The sequence below is a fragment of the Achromobacter ruhlandii genome, from assembly GCF_902859695.1.
Classification (GTDB): domain Bacteria; phylum Pseudomonadota; class Gammaproteobacteria; order Burkholderiales; family Burkholderiaceae_B; genus Achromobacter; species Achromobacter ruhlandii.
In genome coordinates this window covers 131,609-151,769 of record NZ_CADIJL010000007.1, presented here as the reverse complement: position 1 = coordinate 151,769, position 20,161 = coordinate 131,609, and the positions used below count along the sequence as shown (strand labels likewise).

The window sequence follows — 20,161 nt, the reverse complement described above, 5'->3', positions numbered from 1 at the left end:
CCATCCCGGTTCTACTCTGCAAGCGTACCGGCACTACCCGCCGTCCCCATTTTGGAGTCCTTCATGAGCAACACCCCGTCTGGCAAATCCCCCGGCCGCGCCCTGGTCACCGGCGCCTCGTCCGGCATCGGCGCGCGCTACGCCCACCACCTGGCCCATCGCGGCCACGACCTGACGCTGGTGGCGCGCAACGTCGAACGCCTGGAAACCCTGGCCGCGCGACTGCGCGCCGAGACCGGCCGTGACGTGCGCGTGCTGCCAGCCGACCTGTCGCGGGCCGACGGCGTGCAACGCGTGGCGCAAGCGCTGCGCGAGGACGACTCGCTGACCCTGCTGGTGAACAACGCCGGCATCGGCGCGGTGGCCCCGCTGCTGCAATCCGATCCCGCCCAGATGCAGGCCATGATCGACCTGAACATCAGCGCCCTCACCCACCTGACCATGGCGGCCGCGCCCGCCTTCGTGGCCCGCGGCGGCGGCACCATCATCAATATCGCGTCGATCGTCGGCCTGCACCCCGAGCTGCTCAACGGCGTCTACGGCGCCAGCAAGGCCTATGTGCTGGCCTACTCGCAGTCGCTGCGCCACGAACTGGCGGACAAGGGCCTGCGCGTCCAGGCGGTGCTGCCGGGCGCCACCGGCACCGAGTTCTGGGACCTGGCCGGCAAGCCGGCCAGCGAGTTGCCGTCCGCCATCGTGATGAGCGCGGACGACATGGTGCGCAGCGCCCTGGCGGGCCTGGACCAGGGCGAGTTCGTCACCATCCCGTCGCTGACCGACCCGGCGCTGCTGGAACGCCTGGAAGCGGCGCGCCAGGCCCTGGGGCCGGAACTGTCGCGCAATACGCCGGCGGCGCGCTATGGCATTCAGGCGCCCGGCGGCACCGGCACGAACGGATAGTGCTCGACGCGGCCCCGGCCCGCGATGATGGCGGTGGATTCGGGCACCTCTTCCCAGGCGCCCGGCATCTCGCTCAGCGGCTCGGACAGCAACAGGAATGCGTCATCGTCCAGCGCCGCGACCTTCGGGTCGTCGGGATAAAGCTCGCGCAGGTGCCGCACGCAGGTGTTGTGGAACAGCGTGCGCGAATCGCGCTCGCTGGAATAGCGCACCGCGATCAGGCGCTCGCCATCCAGCGCGCACACGGTCATGTTGATGGGCCGGGCCACCCCGTGGCGCCGGCCGGTCTCCTCGACCGCGCCGACCATGCGCGCCAGCGCCGGCAAGGCGTCTTCCTCCAGGCCGAAGGTCAGCGCCAGCAGGAACATCACCTCGGAATCGGTCGACCCTTCCAGTGAACCGAAGTAGGCCGGCGCGATCATCAGCATCAGGTCGCGCCGCAGCAGCGGATAGTCGCGGATCACGCCGTTGTGCACGAACAGCCAGTTGCCATGGCGGAACGGATGGCAGTTGGTTTCCTGGGCTGGCGTGTCGGTGGCGGCGCGGATGTGCGCCACGAACAGCGGCGAATGGATGGCGCGCGCGGCCTCGCGCAGGTTCCGGTCGTTCCAGGCCGGATGCACGCTGCGGTAGCGGAACGGCGGCTCGGGCGGCCGGCCGTACCAGCCCAGGCCGAAACCGTCGCCATTGGTGGTGGTGGCGCCCATGCGCGCATGCAGGCTCTGGTCGATCAGCGAGTGCGTGGCCTTGAACAGCACGCTCTCCATTTGCAGGGGACTCCCGGTGTAAGCCAGCCAGCGGCACATGATGCGCTCCTTGAAAACCGGCCCGGCGCGGGCTCGCCGGGTCCGCCCCAGTGTAGGAGCGAGGCGCAATTTTCTACAAGCCCGGCCCGGCGCCGGCGGGCATAGTGAGGACCTGTCTGTCTTCACCGGAGCCCCGTATTGGACACCCCCGCCGCCGCCTCGCCCCAACAGGGTTTCGCCAGCGACAACACCGCCGGCGCCAGCCCCCAGATCCTGGCCGCGCTGCTGCGCGCCAATGAGGGACAGGCCCCCGCCTATGGCGCCGACGACATCACCCAGCGCGTCGAACGGCGCCTGGCCGAGATCTTCGAACGCGAGGTCGACGTGCTGCTGGTGCCCACCGGCACCGCCGCCAATTCGCTGGCGCTGGCGGCGCTGACGCCGCCCTGGGGCAGCGTGCTGTGCCATGCGCACAGCCACATCGCCAACGACGAATGCGGCGCGCCGCAGTTCTACAGCGGCGGCGCGCGCCTGGCGCTGCTGGAGGGCGCCGCCTCCAAGCTCGACCCCGCCCAGCTCGCCGTGGAAGCGCGCCGCAAGGCCGGCGACGTGCATTCGATGCCGCCCGCCTGCGTCAGCATTACCCAGGCCACTGAAACCGGCAGCGTCTACACGCGCGACGAGATCACGGCCATCGGCGACGTCTGCCGCGAGGCCGGGTTGCCCCTGCACATGGACGGCGCGCGCTTCGCCAACGCCCTGGTCAGCCTGGGCTGCACGCCCGCGGAAATGACCTGGAAGGCCGGCGTCGCGGCGCTGTCGTTCGGCGCCACCAAGAACGGCGTGCTGGGCGCCGAGGCCATCGTGCTGTTCGAACCCGGACGCGCCGCGGAACTGGCCTACCGGCGCAAGCGCGGCGGCCACCTGTTTTCGAAGATGCGGCTGCTGTCGGCGCAGATGGAAGCCTATCTGGCGGACGATCTGTGGCTGCGCAACGCGCGCCAGGCCAACGCCATGGCGGCGCGGCTGGCGGCGGGCATGGCGAACCTGCCAGGCGTTGAACTCCAGGGTCCGGTCGAGGCCAACATCCTGTTCTGCCGGCTGCCGATCGCCACCATTGACGGCCTGCTGGCGCAGGGCTTTCGCTTCTACCACGACCGCTGGGGCCCGGGCGTGGCGCGGCTGGTGACGTCGTTCACCACGCACGAGCAGGACGTCGATCACTTCCTGGCGGCGTTGCGCGCGCTGGTGCGATAACGACCCGCGCCGTTCCTCCGGCGCGCCGCGCGCCAACGCCAGGACGACGCGGGAATCGGTGCGCTCAGGCCGCGCGCCGGTAGGCCGAGGGCGGCACCCCATAGGCCGTGCGGAAGGCGCGGTTGAAATGGCTCTGGTCGTAGAAGCCCACATCGGCCGCCACCTGCGCGATCGGAGCGCGCGCTCGCGCCAGCTCGGCGCAGGCCCGCTCCAGGCGCAGCCGCGTCAGCCAGGCGTGCGGCGTCAGCCCCACCGACAGCGCGAAGCGGCGCAGGAACTGGTAGCGGCTCAGGCCGCAGAGCCGCGCCAGGTCTTCCAGACCGATCTTGTCGCCCAGGTGGGCCTGGCAATACTCCCGCACGACCCGCTGGTGCGCGAGCGACAGGCCGCCGCGCACCGCCTGGGGCGTCACGGCCCCCGTGCGCGCGAACAGCGCCCCCATCAGGGCCAGCGAGGCGGACTCGTGCGCCAACGGCCCGGCGGCCGCATCCGCCATCCAGGAAGCGTGCAACGCCTTGAAGCGGGCCGCCAGCGCGGGTTCCTCGATCAAGGTGCCCAGGAACCGCTCGTCAGATGCGCCGCCCGAGACTTCGGCGATGAAATCGCGCATCAGATCGGGCGACAGACGGAAGGTCTTCAGGGTGTAGGACTGGCCATAGTCGGCCACGCCGGCGCCGTCGTGGACCTCGCCGGGCGGCATCAGGGCGATGCCACCGGGCCCCAGCAGCGTGCTGCGGCCACGGAAGGTCTGGCGCTGCACGCCCTGGGTCACCAGGCCGATGTGGTAATCGACATGGTAGTGCCGGTCGAACTGGAAATCGACCAGCCGCGCCACGCCCAGCACCAGGCCCGGCGTGCCGGGCACCGGTTGGTAACGCACGTCATCCTTCATCGTCAGCGCCATGATGCAAAGCGGCAGGTATAGATCCCGGACGCTCCCCCCGTCATGTAATTTATTGCGGGGCTATTTCTTCAGCAAGGCCTTGAGCATGGCCATGCGTTCCTTGGGATTCATGGCGGCGGTGGTCTCGTCTTCCTGGATGCCCGGAGCGTCCAGGCCCATTTCCTCGATGAAGCGCGACGGTTCGCGCACCAGGTCCTCGCGCGCCCGGCGCCGGCGCTTGCACCAGCTCAGGTTGAGGCTGCGCTGGGCGCGTGTGATGCCCACGTACATCAGCCGCCGCTCTTCCTGGATACGGGTGGCCAGGTTCTCCGCCGCGCGCGCCGGATCGCCCACCTCATCGTCCTTGCCCAGGTGCGGCAGCAGGCCTTCTTCGACCCCGGCCAGATATACGTGCGGATACTCCAGGCCCTTGGAGGCATGCAGGGTCGACATCTTGACCGCGTCCGGCTCCTCTTCCTCGCCCCGTTCGAGCATCGTCACCAGCGCAACGTGCTGCACCAGCTCGAACAGCGACATGTTGTCCTCTTCGGCCTTGCGCTTGAGCCAGCCGGTCAGCTCCAGCACGTTCTGCCAGCGGGTCTGCGCCGGGCGTTCGTCGAACAGCTCGAACAGATGCCGTTCGTACTGGATCGCCTGCACCAGATCGTCCAGGATCACGCCGGCGGGTTCGGCGGGCGCGCCATCGGTGCCGGCGGTGGCGCCACGGCCGGCGCGCCACTGCATGCGGCGGATGAATTCGGTGAAGGTGCGCAGCGGTTCGAGCTGGCGCGGCGCCAGCAGGCTCTCCAGCCCGGTTTCGTCGACCGCCGCCAGCAGCGACAGTTCGCGGGTGGCGGCATACTGGCCCAGCGTCTGCAAAGTGGCCTGGCCGATGCCGCGCTTGGGCGTGGTGGCGGCGCGGATAAAGGCCGGATCGTCCTCGTCGTTGGCCAGCAGCCGCAGGTAGGCCAGGATGTCGCGCACCTCGGCCTTGTCGAAGAAACTCTGCCCGCCCGCGATCGTGTACGGGATTTTCAGGTTGCGCAGCGCCTGCTCCAGGATGCGCGACTGGTGATTGCCGCGATACAGGATGGCGAAATCCTTCCACTGCGCCTGACGCTCGAAACGCGAGGCCGAGATCTTCATGGCGATGGACTCGGCCTCGTGCTCCTCGCCGTCCATCGCCGAAACGACGATCGGCTCGCCCACGCCCAGGTCCGACCACAGCTTCTTTTCGAACAGCTTGGGGTTCTTCTCGATCACCTGGTTGGCCGCCGCCAGGATGCGCTGCACCGAGCGGTAGTTCTGCTCCAGCTTGATGAGCTTGAGATTGGGATAGTCGGTGGTCAGCTTGGCCAGGTTCTCGATGGTGGCGCCGCGCCAGGCGTAGATGGCCTGATCGTCGTCGCCCACCGCCGTGAACATGGCGCGCGGGCCGGTCAGCAGCTGCACCAGGCGGTACTGGCAGACGTTGGTGTCCTGGTATTCATCGACCAGCAGGTAGCGCACGCGGTTCTGCCAGCGCGTGCGCACCTCTTCGTTGTTGGCCAGCAGGATGGCGGGGATGCGGATCAGGTCGTCGAAATCCACGGCCTGGTAGGCGGCCAGCGTGGCGGCGTAGCTGCGATAGACGTTGGCGGCCTCGACGTCACCCGGCGTGATGGCTTCGCGCGCGGCGTCGTCGGGTTCCATCAGCGCGTTCTTCCACAGCGAGATGATGCCCTGCACGTGGCGCAGGCGGCCCTTGTCGGTGGTGGCCAGCAGCTCCTGGATGATCGCCATGGCGTCATCGGCGTCCAGGATCGAGAAGGTCGGCTTGAGACCCGCGTTGCGCGCCTCTTCGCGCAAGAGCTTCACGCCCAGCGAGTGGAAGGTGCTGATGGTCAGGCCCTTGCCCAGCTTGCGGTCCACCAGCGTCTTGACGCGCTCATCCATCTCGCGCGCGGCCTTGTTGGTGAAGGTCAGCGCCACCACGTTGCGGCCCATGTAGCCGCATTCGCGCAGCAGGTAGGCGATCTTCTGCGTGATGACGCGCGTCTTGCCGCTGCCGGCGCCGGCCAGCACCAGGCAAGGGCCGTCCAGGTACAGCACCGCCTCTTTCTGCGCGGGGTTCAGGCCGTGGCCGATGGGTTCGTGTGCGGACATGGGAGTCGGGGAAAGGGGAACGACATAGAGTAAACGGACGAATGCGCGGCGCCTGTCAGATTTCCAGCGGGTCGACCTCCAGCTGCCAGCGCACCCGGGCCTCGTTGGCCAGGTACGGCAGGTGGTGCGACCACGACGCCAGGAAAGCCTGCAGCGCCGGACGGCTGGTGCTTTCCACCAGCAACTGGGCGCGCTCGATATTGGCCACCCGCACCACGCGCAGCGGCACCGGGTCGTACAGCATGATCGCGTCGAGCCCCGGGAAGTCCGCGGCCCATTCGCCTTCGGGCAGGGCGCGGGCCTGTTGCAGGAAGGCCTGCGCCACCGCCAGTTCGCGCGCCTCGGCCGTCAACAGCGCCTGGTAGGCGAACGGCGGCAGGCCGGTGCTTTCGCGTTCCTGCAACGCGTGGCGCGCGAAGCCCGCGTAGTCATGGCGCAGCAGCGCCTGGTACACCGGCTGCTCGGGATAGCCGGTCTGGATGATGACCTGGCCGTTGCCCTGGTGGCGGCCGGCGCGGCCGGCCACCTGCATCAATTGGGCGAACAGCCGTTCGGGCGCGCGGAAGTCGTGCGCGAACAAGGCGGAATCGGGATTGAGCACGCCCACCAGGCCAAGCCGCGCGAAGTCATGCCCCTTGGACACCATCTGCGTGCCGACCAGGATGTCGACCTCGCCCGCGTGCACCGACGCGAACAGGGCCTCGGCGCTGCCCTTCTTGCGGGTGCTGTCAGCGTCGATGCGCAGGATGCGCGCCTCGGGAAACAGTTCGGCCAGGTGTTCCTCGACCCGCTGCGTGCCGCGCCCCATCGGCGCCAGGTCCTGGTCGCCGCATTCGGGGCAGGCGTGCGGCACCGGCGCCTGGTAGCCGCAGTGGTGGCACTGCAGGCGATGGCCGCGTCCGGCCGTGCGGTGCAACACCGTGAACGCGGTGCAGCGCGGGCAGTTGCTGACCCAGCCGCAGGACTGGCAGTGCAGCACGGGCGCGAAACCGCGCCGGTTCAGGAAGATCAGCGACTGTTCCTTGCGCGCCAGCCGTTCGCCCAGGGCCTCCAGCAGCTGCGGCGACATGCCGTGCTTCATCTGCAGGCGGCGCGTGTCCACCAGCTTCATGGCGGGCAGCGAACTGGCGCGGGCGCGCGCCGGCAGCGCCAGCCGCAGGTAGCGGCCGCGCTCGGCATGCTGCCAGGTCTCCAGCGACGGCGTGGCCGAGCCCAGCACCACCGGGATGTCCAGGTCATGCGCGCGCCACACCGCCAGATCGCGCGCGGAATAGCGCAGGCCGTCCTGCTGCTTGTACGAGGCGTCGTGTTCTTCGTCCACCACGATCAGGCCCAGCTCACTCATGGGCGCGAAGATCGCCATGCGCGTGCCCAGCAGCATGCGCGCCTGCCCACGCTGCGCGCGCGCCCAGGCCTGCAGGCGCTCGCCATCGGACAGGCCGCTGTGCAGCACCGCCAGGCCGTCCGGCCCGACCAGGCCTTCCAGGCGGGCGCGCAACGCGCCTTCCAGTTGCGGCGTCAGGTTGATTTCCGGCACCAGCAGCAGCACCTGGCGGCCGGCGGCCAGCACTTTCTCGGCGGCGCGCAGGTAGACCTCGGTCTTGCCGCTGCCGGTCACGCCGTACAGCAGCACCGGCTTGAACTTGGTGAGTCCGGCGATGGTGTCCACGGCCTCGCGTTGCGCATCGTTCAGTTCGGGGGGCTGGTCGGCCTCGGCCGGGTTGCGGACCGCCTTGCGCTTGCGTCCGTCCAGCCGCGCCACCGGGCCGCCGGCCGAGCGCTTGCCCTGATAGGCGGTCGGCTTGCGCAGCGGCGGCGGCAACGTCGGCAGCATCACCTCGCCCAACGGCCGCTGGTAATACTCGGCGGCGAAACGCGCCAGGCGCAGCCACGCCTCGTCGAAGGGCGGCAGGTCGCGCAGCACTTCCTCGATCGGTTTGATCTGCTTCGGCTCATAGGACGGCGCTGCCGGATTGTCCACCACCACGCCGATCAGCTTGCGGCGGCCGAACGGCACGATCACCCGCAGGCCCGGCTCGATCGGCTCGTGGTGCCGGTAATCGAACGGGCCGGGCAGCGGCACGTCCAGCGCGACGCGCACCCAGCAAGCCGCCGCGTGCGCGGCCGGCGTGGATTCGACCAGCGCGAAAACTTCAGACATGGATCAGGAAACACAACATGGGCTGGGCGGCCCGGCCAGGGCCGGGACAGACGGAATCAGGATGACAGGCCTGGGCTGTCCGGGCCATGAAGGATTGTCACCGCAACCAGGTCCGGAACTCCAGACCCGACCTGTGGATAACTTTGGGGAAAAGGCGAGAGCAACGTCAGAAATTGGAATAAGGCAAGATTGCACCAACTCTTGCAATCCTATTGAAAACCCATTTTATTCCAATAAAAACAATAACTTGAACAAACTTCCAAGATTGTAAACCAGCTTATAAAGGGTTTTCCCCGAGCGCAATCTTGCTGTGCACAACTGCGTCCGAGGGCCCTCGACGCCCGGCCCTGCGGGCCGAAGCGTTCACTCACTTACCCTCTCAGCGAGCGACTGTGACGGTGGACTTCATCGACCAATTCGGCTACGGCTTCAGGGGGGGTGAAGCGCGAAATACCATGGCCCAGGTTGAACACATGGCCGCCCTTGCCCACTGGCCCGAACGCATCCAGCACACGACGCGCCTCGGCGCGAATGGCCTCACCACCACCGAACAAGGCCATCGGATCCAGGTTGCCCTGGAACGCGACCGAGTCGCCGGTGCGGCGTCGCGCCGCGGCCAGGTCGACGGTCCAGTCCAGGCCCACGGCATCGCAGCCGCAGGCGGCGATGTCTTCCAGCCACTGGCCGCCGCCCTTGGTGAAGACGATGGCCGGCACGCGACGGCCGTCGTGTTCGCGCGTCAGGCCAGCCACTACCTTGCGGGTGTAGGCCAGCGAGAACTGCTGGAACAGGCCGTCGGCCAGCACGCCGCCCCAGCTGTCGAACAGCATCACGGCCTGGGCGCCGGCGGCGATCTGCGCATTCAGATATTGCAGCGTGGCCTCCGCATTGATTTCCAGGATGCGGTGCAGCAGGTCCGGGCGCGAATACAGCATGGTCTTGATCAGGCGGTAGTCGTCGCTGCCCTGCCCCTCGACCATATAGCAGGCGATAGTCCAGGGACTGCCGGCGAAGCCGATCAGCGGCACCTTGCCGTCCAGCTCGCGGCGGATGGTGCCGACGGCGTCGAACACATAGCGCAGCTTGTCCATGTCGGGCACCGCCAGGCGCGCCACGTCTTCCTCGGTGCGCACCGGACGGGCGAAGCGCGGGCCCTCGCCTTCGGCGAAGTCCAGGCCCAGCCCCATGGCATGCGGCACGGTCAGGATGTCGGAAAACAGGATGGCCGCGTCCAGGTCATAGCGCGCGAGCGGCTGCAGGGTGACTTCGCAGGCGTAGTCCGGATTCTGAGCCAGGCCCATGAAGGAACCGGCCCGGGCCCGCGTCTGGCGGTATTCGGGCAGGTAACGGCCCGCCTGGCGCATCAGCCAGATCGGGGTGTAGGGCACGGGCTCGCGCAACAAGGCGCGCAAGAACACATCGTTCTTCAAGACGGAAGCGGACACGACTATCCTCGATGATCGGAAGCCATGATTTTACTGCCCCAAGCTGACAGGGCACGACGCCCATCCGGCCCGGGCTTGCCGGGACGCAAGTCGCGCCGCCTTTGTGACGGCCCCCGGCACGTGGCGCCGGCCGGGTGACGTCGGTCGCGCCTCGCCGCCAGCCGCCGTGGCACCAGTCAGATGCGCGCCTCCTGGGCCTGCCGGCGGTATGGCGAGGCGTCGATGCCATGTTTGCGCATCAGCGCCCAGAATGCCCGCCGGTGCTTGGAGGAAGCCCGCGCGGCGCGCGCCACGTTGCCCTGGTGGCGTGACAGCGCCAGGCGGATGTAGTCGGACTCGAAACCGTCGACGACGCGCGCCTTGGCCTGCCGGAAAGGTTCCTGCGCATCGCGCGGCGGCTGGTAGCGCAGCCCGGCCAGGCCCTGCTGCAGCACCTGCCGCGGCACCCGCGGCCGGGCGCCGGCGCCTCCGGGGGGCCGCGGCGCACGGGCGGCATACACCAGGCCGGGCTCTTCCAGGCGTTCGCCCGCCAGGGGCGCGCGCCGCGCCAGCCGCCCCAGGCGCACGCGCAGGCTCTCCAGGCAATACGGCGCGGCGATGAAATCGGCGGCGCCCAGCCGCAGCAGATCTTCGATGGCGGGCGCCGTCATGTCGTGCACCAGCAGCAGGATCGGGGTTGCCAGCGCATCGCGCGCCTGCTGCAGCGACAGGCGGGTCCAGGCCAGCGAGGCCGGCGCGACCGGCAGGACACAATGATCGTATCGGCGCAGGCCAACGGCCAGCCCGGCCAGCGCGTGGGTATCCGGGCCGCACGGGCCGCCTCCCGATTGCCGCAGCGGCACCAGGTGCAAGCGCACCCGCGCCAGCCTCGGCTGGGCACGGGCCACCCAGTCGCCCATGGCGGCTTCGTGGCCCGGGGCCAGCAGCACGCCGCAATCCATGGTTTCTCGCACGCCGTTCCTCCAGGTTCAAATTGCAATCCCTGAAGGCTACCGGCGCGCCATTCCGCTCGCCATTCGTAGCGAACGCAAGCCGGCCTGCGGTTGACCGAGGGGCCACCGACCGGCGCGCGCGAAAAAAAAGCGGCCCAGGGCCGCTTTTTCCGGATCCGGGGCGAACCCCGGCTGGTCGTGCGCTCAGTGCGAGCGACCGCCTTGACGCAGTTTGCGCGCGGCGACGGCTTGCGCCGCCAGCATCGCCAACTCGGCTTCGACAACCGCGATGTCGGCCTTGTCCTTGGCGTTGGCCAGGGCCTCTTCGGCGCGCTTGCGCGCTTCCAGGGCACGGGCCTCGTCCAGGTCGGCGGCACGGATGGCCGTGTCGGCCAGGACCGTCACGCTGCCCGGCTGCACTTCCAGAATGCCCCCGGCGACGAAGATGTTTTCCTCGCCTTGGTCGGCACGAACGATCTTGACCGTCCCGGGGCGTATGCGCGAAATCAGCGGGGTGTGACCGGGCAGGATGCCCAGCTCACCCGCCTCGCCAGGCAGCACCACGAACTTCGCCTCACCGGAGAAGATCGCTTCCTCTGCGCTGACGACATCCACATGCAGGGTAGCCATATCGGTTCCTTATTGCAGTTTCTTGGCCTTCTCGAAGGCCTCGTCGATCGAGCCGACCATGTAGAAGGCCTGTTCCGGCAGCGCATCGCACTCGCCGTTCACGATCATCTTGAAACCACGGATGGTTTCGGCCAGCGGCACGTACTTGCCGGGCGAACCGGTGAACACTTCGGCCACGTGGAACGGCTGCGACAGGAAACGCTGGATCTTACGGGCGCGGGCCACGGCCTGCTTGTCTTCCGGCGACAGTTCGTCCATGCCCAGAATCGCGATGATGTCGCGCAGTTCCTTGTAGCGCTGCAGCGTCTGCTGCACGCCACGGGCCACGGCGTAGTGCTCTTCGCCGACGACTTGCGGGTCGAGCTGGCGGCTGGACGAATCCAGCGGGTCCACGGCCGGGTAGATACCCAGGGCGGCGATGTCACGCGACAGCACGACGGTCGAGTCCAAGTGCTGGAAGGTGGTGGCGGGCGACGGGTCGGTCAAGTCGTCAGCGGGCACGTACACGGCCTGGATCGAGGTGATCGAGCCGGTCTTGGTGGACGTGATGCGCTCTTGCAGCTTGCCCATTTCCTCGGCCAGCGTGGGCTGGTAGCCCACCGCCGACGGCATACGGCCCAGCAGTGCCGACACTTCGGTACCGGCCAGGGTGTAGCGGTAGATGTTGTCCACGAAGAACAGGATGTCGCGGCCTTCGTCGCGGAACTTCTCGGCCATCGTCAGGCCGGTCAGCGCCACGCGCAGACGGTTGCCGGGGGGTTCGTTCATCTGACCGAACACCATGGCGACCTTGTCCAGAACGTTCGACTCTTCCATTTCGTGGTAGAAGTCGTTGCCTTCACGGGTACGCTCACCCACGCCGGCGAACACCGACAAGCCGCTGTGCTGCTTGGCGATGTTGTTGATCAGTTCCATCATGTTGACGGTCTTGCCCACGCCGGCGCCGCCGAACAGGCCGACCTTGCCGCCCTTGGCGAACGGGCACACCAGGTCAATAACCTTGATGCCGGTTTCCAGCAGTTCCACCGACGGCGACAGCTCGTCGAAACGGGGGGCCGGTTGGTGGATGCCACGCTTTTCGTCGTGCTGGATTTCGCCAGCTTCGTCGATCGGGCGGCCCAGCACGTCCATGATGCGGCCGAGCGTGCCGGTGCCGACCGGCACCGAGATCGGGGCGCCGGTGCCGGCGACCTTCATGCCGCGGCGCAGGCCGTCGCTGGAGCCCAGGGCGATGGTACGCACCACGCCGTCACCCAGCTGTTGCTGCACTTCCAGCGTCAGACCCTTTTCGGCGAACGAGGAACCCTCGTCGACCAGAGTAAGCGCTTCGTAGATCTTGGGCATGTGATCGCGGGGGAACTGAATATCCACCACGGCGCCGATGCACTGAACGATGGTTCCGTTGCTCATGTCGATTCCTTGCTTGATAGCTTTTGACGGGATGCTGCCTGCCTCAGACGGCGGCAGCGCCCCCTACGATTTCCGAAATTTCCTTGGTGATCGCGGCCTGGCGGGTCTTGTTGTAGACCAGCTGCAGATCGCCGATGACCTTCTTGGCGTTGTCCGACGCCGCCTTCATGGCGACCATCCGGGCCGACTGCTCCGAAGCCATGTTCTCGGCCACGGCTTGGTACAGCAGGCCTTCCACGTAACGCTGCAGCAGGTCGTCGATCACGCTACGAGCGTCGGGTTCGTAGATGTAATCCCAGCTGTAATCCGATTTCACTTCCGAAGTCTTGGCCAGGCTTTCGGCGCCCGTCTGGTACGGATCTTCCAAACCGCTGGCCAGGGGCAGCAGGCGCAGGAACAGCGGCTCCTGCTTCATCGTGTTGACGAAGCGGGTCGAAGCCACGTACAGCGCGTCGATACGGCCTTCCAGGTAGGCGTCCAGCTGCACCTTGATCGCGCCCAGCAGGCGGTCCAGTTGCGGCTTGTCGCCCAGTTGCACTTCCTGGGAAACCAGCTTGGCGCCGATACGGGACAGCACGCCCACGCCCTTGTTGCCGAAAGCGGTCGCCTGAACGGCGATGCCGTTCTTCTCGAACTCTTTCAGCTTCGTCAACACCACGCGGGTGATGTTGGTGTTCAAGCCGCCGCACAGACCCTTGTCCGTCGTCACCATGACCACGCCGACCGCCTTGATTTCGCGCTCGACCAGGTACGGGTGGCTGTACTCGGGGTTGGCCTGCATCAGGTGCGCGGCGATCTCGCGCACCTTGGTGGCGTACGGACGGCCCGCGCGCATCCGCTCCTGCGCCTTGCGCATCTTGGATGCGGCGACCATTTCCATCGCCTTGGTGATCTTGCGCGTGTTTTGCACGCTCTTGATCTTGGTTCGGATTTCCTTAATTCCGGGCATTGCGCTTTCCTGTGAAGACTGGCCGATGGGTTGTCGCTTGCGCCTCAACCATCCGATAAGGATGGGTGAGGCGCTTGCGCGCCTAACCCATCACTTTCTTAAAAAGCACCGTGCTTCTTGAATTCCTGGATGGCGGCGGCGAGTTCGCTTTCGTCATCCTTGGACAGTTCCTTGGTGTCTTCGACGCGCTGGATCAGGGCCGCGTGCTTGGCCTTGAGCTGGTCCTTGAGCGCCTTTTCGAACGACAGCACCTGGGCCACGTCCACGTCATCCAGGTAGCCGTTGTTGACCGTGTACAGCGTGACGGCCAGTTCCCACACTTGCAGCGGCTGGTATTGCGGCTGCTTGAGCAGTTCGACCACGCGCTTGCCGCGCTCGAGCTGGCGACGGGTGGCGTCGTCCAGGTCCGAGGCGAACTGCGCGAAGGCGGCCAGTTCACGGTACTGCGCCAGGTCGGTACGGATACCGCCGGACAGCTTCTTGACGACCTTGGTCTGGGCGGCGCCGCCCACGCGCGACACCGAGATACCGGCGTTGATGGCGGGACGCACACCAGCGTTGAACAGGTCGGTTTCCAGGAAGATCTGGCCGTCCGTGATCGAGATCACGTTGGTCGGAACGAAGGCCGACACGTCGCCCGCCTGGGTTTCGATGATCGGCAGCGCGGTCAGCGAGCCGGTCTTGCCCTTGACGGCGCCACCGGTGAACTTCTCGACGTAGTCTTCGTTCACGCGAGCGGCGCGTTCCAGCAGGCGCGAGTGCAGGTAGAACACGTCGCCCGGGTAGGCTTCGCGGCCCGGCGGACGGCGCAGCAGCAGCGAGACCTGGCGGTAGGCCCAGGCTTGCTTGGTCAGGTCGTCATAGACGATCAGGGCGTCTTCGCCGCGATCGCGGAAGTATTCGCCCATCGTGCAGCCGGCGTAGGCGGCCAGGTACTGCATGGCGGCGGAGTCCGAAGCCGAGGCGGCCACGACGATGGTGTATTCCATCGCGCCGTGCTCTTCCAGCTTGCGCACCACGTTGTTGATCGTCGACGCCTTCTGGCCGATGGCGACGTACACGCAGGTGACGCCCTTGCCCTTCTGGCTGATGATGGTGTCGACGGCCACGGCGGTCTTGCCGGTCTGGCGGTCGCCAATGATCAGTTCGCGCTGGCCGCGACCGATGGGAACCATCGAGTCGATAGCCTTGATGCCGGTTTGCAGCGGCTGCGACACCGAGCGGCGGGCGATAACGCCGGGGGCCACTTTTTCGATGATGTCGGTGGCCTTGGCGTTCACGGGGCCCTTGCCGTCGATCGGCTCGCCCAGCGTGTTGACCACGCGGCCTTTCAGCTCGGGGCCGACCGGCACTTCCAGAATGCGGCCGGTCGTCTTGACCGCGTCGCCTTCGGACACGCCGGTGTAGTCACCGAGAATAACGGCGCCGACGGAATCACGCTCGAGGTTGAGCGCCAGACCGAAGACGTTGTTGGGGAATTCGAGCATTTCGCCCTGCATCACGTCGGACAGGCCGTGGATGCGGGTAATACCGTCGGTCACGGACACGACGGTGCCCTGAGTACGGACATCAGCCGAAGCGCCCAGGCCCTCGATGCGGCTCTTGAGCAGTTCGCTGATCTCGGAGGGATTGAGTTGCATATTGACTCCTGGAATCCTGTTAGTGCTGCCTTTAAGCGGCGAGCGTATCGCGCATGCGGGCCAATTGGGCTTGTACGGAAGTATCGAGCACCTGGTCCCCGACGGCCACGCGCACGCCGCCGATCAACGACTGGTCGACGGTGACGACGGGCTTGAGCTTCAGGCCGAATTTCTTCTCGAGGGCAACGACCAGTTCTTGGACCTGGGCGTCGCTCAGCTCGAACGCGCTGGTGATTTCCGCCTGCGCCGTGCCGTCGTGACGGTTCCGCAGCACCACGAATTGCGTGGCGATCTCGGGCAGCAGCAGCAACCGGTCGTTTTCGACCAGCAGCTCGATGAAATTGCGGGCGGCCTGGGGCAGTTCGGCCTTCACCAGGCCGGTAAACAGCTCGACGCGCTGCTTGTCGCCCAGACGCGGATCGGCCATGGCCTCGCGCACGTCGGGGTTGGAGGCGACCTGCGACAGCTCGCTGACCAGGTCGGCCCAAGCCTGCAGGCCGGCCTTGTCGTCGCGCGCGGCGGCGAACAAGGCTTCGGCGTAGGGCCTGGCAACAGTGGAAAGTTCAGCCATGACGGTCCCGGATTAAAGCTGCGCGCGGAGCTGGTTCAGCAGCTCGGCGTGGGCGCGGGCGTCAACCTCGCGCTTGAGGATCTGTTCAGCACCCTTGACGGCCAGCGCGGCGACGTCGTCGCGCAGCGAATCACGGGCGCGCTGGACTTCCTGCGCGGCATCCTGTGCAGCTTGCGCCACGATGCGGGCACGCTCGGCTTCCGCTTCACGGCGGGCCTGCTCGATCAGGGAGGCGGCTTGCTTCTCGGCCTCGATGATGCGGGCGTGGTTTTCGGACTTGGCAGAAGCCTCGATCAGACTGACACGCGCCTGGGCCTGGGCCAGATCGGCCTTGCCCTTCTCCGCGGCGGCAAGGCCGTCGGCGATTTTTTGGCGGCGCTCGTCCATCGCCTTCGTCAGAGGAGGCCACACGAATTTCATCGTGAACCAGCCCAGAACGAAGAACACGAGCATCTGGAAAATGATCGTCGCGTTCAGATTCACGGTCGTTCCTTTAACACCTTGCGGCTCCGACGACACCCGGGGCGGGCAACGCGGAGCACTCGATACTTTGCCGGTCGGCGACGGGGCTCAGGCCCGCATCGCCGCCAGCGTCATGACCCGCCTTTTCGCCGGCGGGCGTGCCTTAGCCGACGAACGGGTTGGCGAAGGCGAACAGCATGGCGATACCCACGCCGATCAGGAATGCCGCGTCGATCAGGCCAGCCAGCAGGAACATCTTGGTTTGCAGAGCGTTCATCAGTTCAGGCTGACGAGCCGAAGCTTCCAGGTATTTGCCGCCCATCAGTGCGATGCCGATGCAAGCGCCGATAGCGCCCAGACCGATGATAAGACCGCAAGCGAGAGCAACGAAAGCGACGTTGGTCATGACAACTCCTTGGTTAGAAATCTGAAGTCAAAAAAATAAAAGATTGGGGTACTGCTCAATGCAAGAGGATCTTGCTATCCAGCGCCGGCCCGGAGGCCGACGCCGGAAATTCGGGGGATCAGTGGCCTTCGTGCGCCTGGCCGAGGTACACCAGGGTCAGCATCATGAAGATGAAGGCCTGGAGCAACACGATCAGGATGTGGAAGATGGCCCAGATCGAGCCGGCCAGCACGTGGCCGATTCCCAAGCCGATGCTGGCGCCGTTGAAACCGGTCCAGGCACCGCCCAAGAGGGCGATCAGCATGAAAATCAATTCGCCGGCGAACATGTTGCCGAACAACCGCATGCCCAGCGACACGGACTTGGCGGCGTATTCGATCAGGTTCAGCAGCAGGTTGAACGGCGCCAGGACGAGCGCGCCCAGGCCATGCGCATGGAACGGCGCGGTGAACAGTTCCTTGACGAAGCCGCCCGGGTGCTTGATCTTGATGCCGTAGTAGAACATCAGCAGCAGCACGCCCAGCGACATGCCCATCGGCACGTTCAGGTCGGCGGTCGGCAGGACGCGGTGGTAGTAGAGGGGGTCGCCGTGGTGCGCGCCCAGGCCGGTCAGGCGCCAGATCGACGGCATCAGGTCGACGGGCAGCAGGTCCAGCGCGTTCATCAGGATGATCCAGAGGAACACGGTGAGGGCGAGCGGAGCGATGAAGAGGCGGCTCTTGGCATTGTGGACGATGCCCTTGGCCTGGTCGTCGACCATGTCGACGATCATTTCCACGAAGGCCTGGAAGCGGCCCGGGACGCCGGCGGTCGCACGGCGGGCGGCGCGCCACAGGAAGAAGATGACGATCAGGCCCGTCAGGCCGGACCAGAACAACGAGTCGTAGTTGATGATGTCAAACTGAGCAATTGCAGTCTGTTTTTCGCCCGTATTGTTCAGGTGCACCAGGTGGTGCTGAATATAAGCGGACTGAGGCGACACGTCGCTGGCAGCAGCCATTTGAATCCTACCCTATTTGCTGTATGCCCGAGCCCTTGCGAGCCGGACGATTCCACGATTCCGTTTGCCGTTACCTACCCGGCGCGCTATGACAACTTGCGGAACATCAAAAGCAGGAGATATCCCTTCAGCGTGAGTATCAAGCCCAGCAGCGCGGCAGGCCAGACGAGACTGTCCTGCGCCACACGCGAAAGCAGCCACAACAGCAGTGCCGTTGCGAACAACTTGATCAACTCACCAGAGAGAAAGGTAAAGGGACTGGCCTTGCCGGTCCGGACACTGACAGCCAGGCGCAATGCGAACAACGCATTGGGTATGAAATACGCTCCTGCCCCCGCCAGCGCCGACCAACCTGCCGCCGCCCCTCCGACAACCCCCGCTATTACTGCTGCTGCGAGCCCCATGGCGCCTTGCGCCGCCAGTGCCAACAGGAGACCGCGGCCAGCCTGTGCATTCAGCGCCGCGCGATCCGCGTCGCTCAGAACCAGCACCCGGTCCACCGGATCCTGATCCGCCAGAACCTGGCGTGCCTTGCCCTGTTGCGCAGGTTGCAGATTCATTCCACAGGATTGCTCCCGGGCTTCATTCCAACCGCGCGCAGGTTCGTGCCGCACTGTGTTCTGCTGCATCAAACTTCCCCGCTTAAAGCCGTACCAATGCCGTCATGCCAAAGCCGCCACTGGCCGTGGCCGTACGAACCGGCCGTACGAATTGGCCTAAACGGAATTGGCCTAACCGGCCCGCCTTGCCCCCGTCAGAACCGGCGAAATCATCGCCCTGTGTTCTTATCCCGCAAGCGTCAAACCCGCAGAGTATAGCGTGTTTTTTTTTACCCGAGCAAATGAACTTTCGGCGGTTTGTAAGGCGGCAACAGGCCTTGCCGGACGGCGTGTCGGGACGGAAATTGGGGACGTGAATGCGGCCTGCCGCCGCGCCAAAGCGCGAACGGCCGGAACAAAAAAAAGCGGCTCCCGAAGGAGCCGCCAGGGTGCTGCCCGGCCGATGGCGCCCACCCGCCCCGGCCGCGCCGCGGCGCGTCAGTCTTCCTTGACCGGCGGCGGCGCCCACAGCCCGTCGAGCGCGACGTCCTGTGGCCAGTACAGGCGCATGCTGAGCAGGAACGGGCCGTCGGCGGCCGGCGTGGCCAGCCAGTTGGAGCGCTTGCGCTCGCCCGGATCGCGGCGCTGGATGTAGATGTCCAGCGAGCCGTCGGCGTTGTACTTCAGGCCGTCGGTGCTGCGCAGCGCGTAGCGGTTGGCGGGATTGTCGGGGAAGGCGTGCTTGTCGTTATAGACATGCAGCGACCAGAAGGCATTGGCCGGCGGCAATTGGCCCTTCTCGAAGTGCAGCACATAGTCTTCGTTCGAGTTGAGCGCGCGGCCCTTGCTGTCGGCGACCGTGACCGGATAAAGCACGTCTTCCGGCGTCGGCGCGCCCAGGCCGGCGTAGGCGATGGCGGCGCGGCGGGTGTAGTCGGTGCCGTAGGTGCCGATGCCGGTGAGCACGGTGTTCCAGCCGTTGATCGGCGTGGCCAGGCGCGACACGCCGTCGGCGATGCGGCGGCCGGCCAGCGGCTGCGCGTCGGCCAGGGCCTGCTGCACGGTGGGGCTGAGGCGGCCATACGAGAACGGCTGGCGGCCATCCAGGCCGATGCGGCGCATGCGGTCCAGCATCGGCGTGTCGTTGGCGTGCGGCGGATTGTTGCGCAGCACGTCGAAGAACAGCGTGAAGAATGACGCGGCGTCCATGCTCGCGGCCTGCTCGGCCGGGGTGCCATCGGGCACCGTCACGGGCATCGGCATCGGCACGTCGCTGCCGATCGGCGCCGACCCCACGCCCGGGCCGGTCTGCGGATAGGGCGTGGCGCCGCTGGCGCCGCGATGACGGCCGGGGACCGGCGCCACCGGCGCCACCATCGGGCTGGCCGTCATGTTGGCCTGGAGCTGGTTGACCGCGGCGTAATCCTGCGGACCGCCGGTCTGGGTCCAGCCGATCAGCCAGCCGGTCGAGGTCGGGCTGTGGATCACGTCCATGCCCGGCGGCAGCGCGCCCTGCCAGTTGGGGCCGACGATGGCGAACGACTGGGCGCCGGGGCCATTGGTGCGCGTGCCGCGCGAGGCGAACACATCGCTCCACATGTCCAGCGCCGACAGCACGGTGTAGCGCTTGCCGGTATCGGGCAGCCGCACGATCAGCGGCGCGCGCGACACGTCGAACCACAGGCTCGAATACAGCGCGTCGGCGCTGGGCCACGGCGTGTCAGCCGCGCGCGGATCGGGGAACGCGGCCTTGTGGCCGAACTGGTTGACCGGCGCCTTGCCGTCCAGCGGCGACTGCACCGCTGTGGCCTTGCGGCGCGCCAGCTCCATCAGCACCATCGGATAGGCGTAGACGTAGGCATCGATGGCGATCTCGCGCAGCTCCTGCGCGCTCATCTGCGGCGCGGGCGCGTTGGCGGCGGGATACGGCGTTTCCGATACCAGCCGCAGCGTCGGCTGCGGCGATTGGGCTTGCGTAGCGGTCATGAAGCAGGCGCTGAGGGCGCCCGCGAGCACGGCGGCGGACCACCGGCGATTGAAGGGGGAAGTACGCATGCAAGGCTCCTTGTTGCTATTGTTTGCAGA

At 66.9% G+C, this 20,161-nt stretch carries 18 protein-coding genes; 2 read left to right on the top strand and 16 right to left on the bottom strand.

Going from position 1 to position 20,161, the window contains the following annotated elements:
- Nucleotides 1–63: 63 nt before the first annotated feature.
- Entirely contained in the window at nt 64–900 is an 837-nt protein-coding gene (locus tag HV742_RS11560; RefSeq protein WP_049070847.1) for an SDR family NAD(P)-dependent oxidoreductase, read from the top strand.
- Here HV742_RS11560 and HV742_RS11555 read toward each other — a convergent pair.
- Nucleotides 867–1,706, bottom strand: coding sequence for a class II glutamine amidotransferase (locus HV742_RS11555; RefSeq protein WP_049070845.1), 840 nt, complete (start codon nt 1,704–1,706; stop codon nt 867–869). The genes HV742_RS11560 and HV742_RS11555 overlap by 34 nt on opposite strands.
- 138 nt (nt 1,707–1,844) lie before the next feature.
- On the opposite strand from HV742_RS11555, the gene HV742_RS11550 reads away from it, so the two are divergent.
- Entirely contained in the window at nt 1,845–2,903 is a 1,059-nt protein-coding gene (locus tag HV742_RS11550) for a threonine aldolase family protein (protein WP_175145201.1), read from the top strand.
- A gap of 64 nt (nt 2,904–2,967) precedes the next feature.
- On the opposite strand, the gene HV742_RS11545 is transcribed toward HV742_RS11550, so the two are convergent.
- From HV742_RS11545 to HV742_RS11475, 15 genes are all read right to left on the bottom strand, one after another.
- Nucleotides 2,968–3,795 carry an AraC family transcriptional regulator gene (locus HV742_RS11545; RefSeq protein WP_068951916.1) on the bottom strand — a complete coding sequence of 276 codons (828 nt, stop codon included), beginning with the start codon at nt 3,793–3,795 and terminating at the stop codon, nt 2,968–2,970.
- A gap of 72 nt (nt 3,796–3,867) precedes the next feature.
- Entirely contained in the window at nt 3,868–5,931 is a 2,064-nt protein-coding gene (locus tag HV742_RS11540; RefSeq protein WP_059269091.1) for a UvrD-helicase domain-containing protein, read from the bottom strand.
- 55 nt (nt 5,932–5,986) lie between these two features.
- Nucleotides 5,987–8,092: a primosomal protein N' gene (locus HV742_RS11535; protein ID WP_063584566.1), complete on the bottom strand. Its 2,106-nt coding sequence runs from the start codon at nt 8,090–8,092 to the stop codon at nt 5,987–5,989.
- Nucleotides 8,093–8,463: 371 nt separating this feature from the next.
- A complete protein-coding gene (hemE, locus tag HV742_RS11530; RefSeq protein ID WP_175145199.1) occupies nt 8,464–9,537 on the bottom strand; it encodes a uroporphyrinogen decarboxylase in 1,074 nt (357 codons plus the stop codon).
- A gap of 176 nt (nt 9,538–9,713) precedes the next feature.
- Nucleotides 9,714–10,490, bottom strand: a complete 777-nt coding sequence (locus HV742_RS11525; RefSeq protein ID WP_238923875.1) for a hypothetical protein — start codon at nt 10,488–10,490, stop codon at nt 9,714–9,716.
- Between the two features lie 183 nt (nt 10,491–10,673).
- On the bottom strand, nt 10,674–11,099 hold the full coding sequence (locus HV742_RS11520) for a F0F1 ATP synthase subunit epsilon (RefSeq protein ID WP_049070837.1): 426 nt from the start codon (nt 11,097–11,099) through the stop codon (nt 10,674–10,676).
- A gap of 9 nt (nt 11,100–11,108) precedes the next feature.
- On the bottom strand, nt 11,109–12,509 hold the full coding sequence (gene atpD, locus HV742_RS11515) for a F0F1 ATP synthase subunit beta (RefSeq protein ID WP_006386768.1): 1,401 nt from the start codon (nt 12,507–12,509) through the stop codon (nt 11,109–11,111).
- Between the two features lie 43 nt (nt 12,510–12,552).
- Complete coding sequence (gene atpG, locus HV742_RS11510; protein WP_049070836.1) at nt 12,553–13,458, bottom strand: F0F1 ATP synthase subunit gamma; 906 nt, start codon at nt 13,456–13,458, stop codon at nt 12,553–12,555.
- 98 nt (nt 13,459–13,556) lie between these two features.
- A complete protein-coding gene (atpA, locus tag HV742_RS11505; protein WP_049070835.1) occupies nt 13,557–15,098 on the bottom strand; it encodes a F0F1 ATP synthase subunit alpha in 1,542 nt (513 codons plus the stop codon).
- Between the two features lie 31 nt (nt 15,099–15,129).
- Nucleotides 15,130–15,669 (bottom strand): F0F1 ATP synthase subunit delta, encoded by a 540-nt coding sequence (locus tag HV742_RS11500; protein WP_049070834.1) that lies wholly within the window; start codon nt 15,667–15,669, stop codon nt 15,130–15,132.
- 12 nt (nt 15,670–15,681) lie between these two features.
- Nucleotides 15,682–16,152, bottom strand: a complete 471-nt coding sequence (locus HV742_RS11495) for a F0F1 ATP synthase subunit B (RefSeq protein WP_006227275.1) — start codon at nt 16,150–16,152, stop codon at nt 15,682–15,684.
- Between the two features lie 142 nt (nt 16,153–16,294).
- The gene (gene atpE / locus HV742_RS11490) at nt 16,295–16,537 is read right to left on the bottom strand and encodes a F0F1 ATP synthase subunit C (protein WP_003815363.1); all 243 of its coding nucleotides are present in this window, start codon (nt 16,535–16,537) and stop codon (nt 16,295–16,297) included.
- A 118-nt stretch (nt 16,538–16,655) separates the two neighbouring features.
- Nucleotides 16,656–17,537 (bottom strand): F0F1 ATP synthase subunit A, encoded by an 882-nt coding sequence (atpB, locus tag HV742_RS11485; protein WP_006386764.1) that lies wholly within the window; start codon nt 17,535–17,537, stop codon nt 16,656–16,658.
- Between the two features lie 86 nt (nt 17,538–17,623).
- A complete protein-coding gene (locus tag HV742_RS11480) occupies nt 17,624–18,037 on the bottom strand; it encodes an ATP synthase subunit I (protein ID WP_053086034.1) in 414 nt (137 codons plus the stop codon).
- 537 nt (nt 18,038–18,574) lie between these two features.
- The gene (locus HV742_RS11475) at nt 18,575–20,131 is read right to left on the bottom strand and encodes a DUF1254 domain-containing protein (RefSeq protein ID WP_063584564.1); all 1,557 of its coding nucleotides are present in this window, start codon (nt 20,129–20,131) and stop codon (nt 18,575–18,577) included.
- Nucleotides 20,132–20,161: the final 30 nt, after the last annotated feature.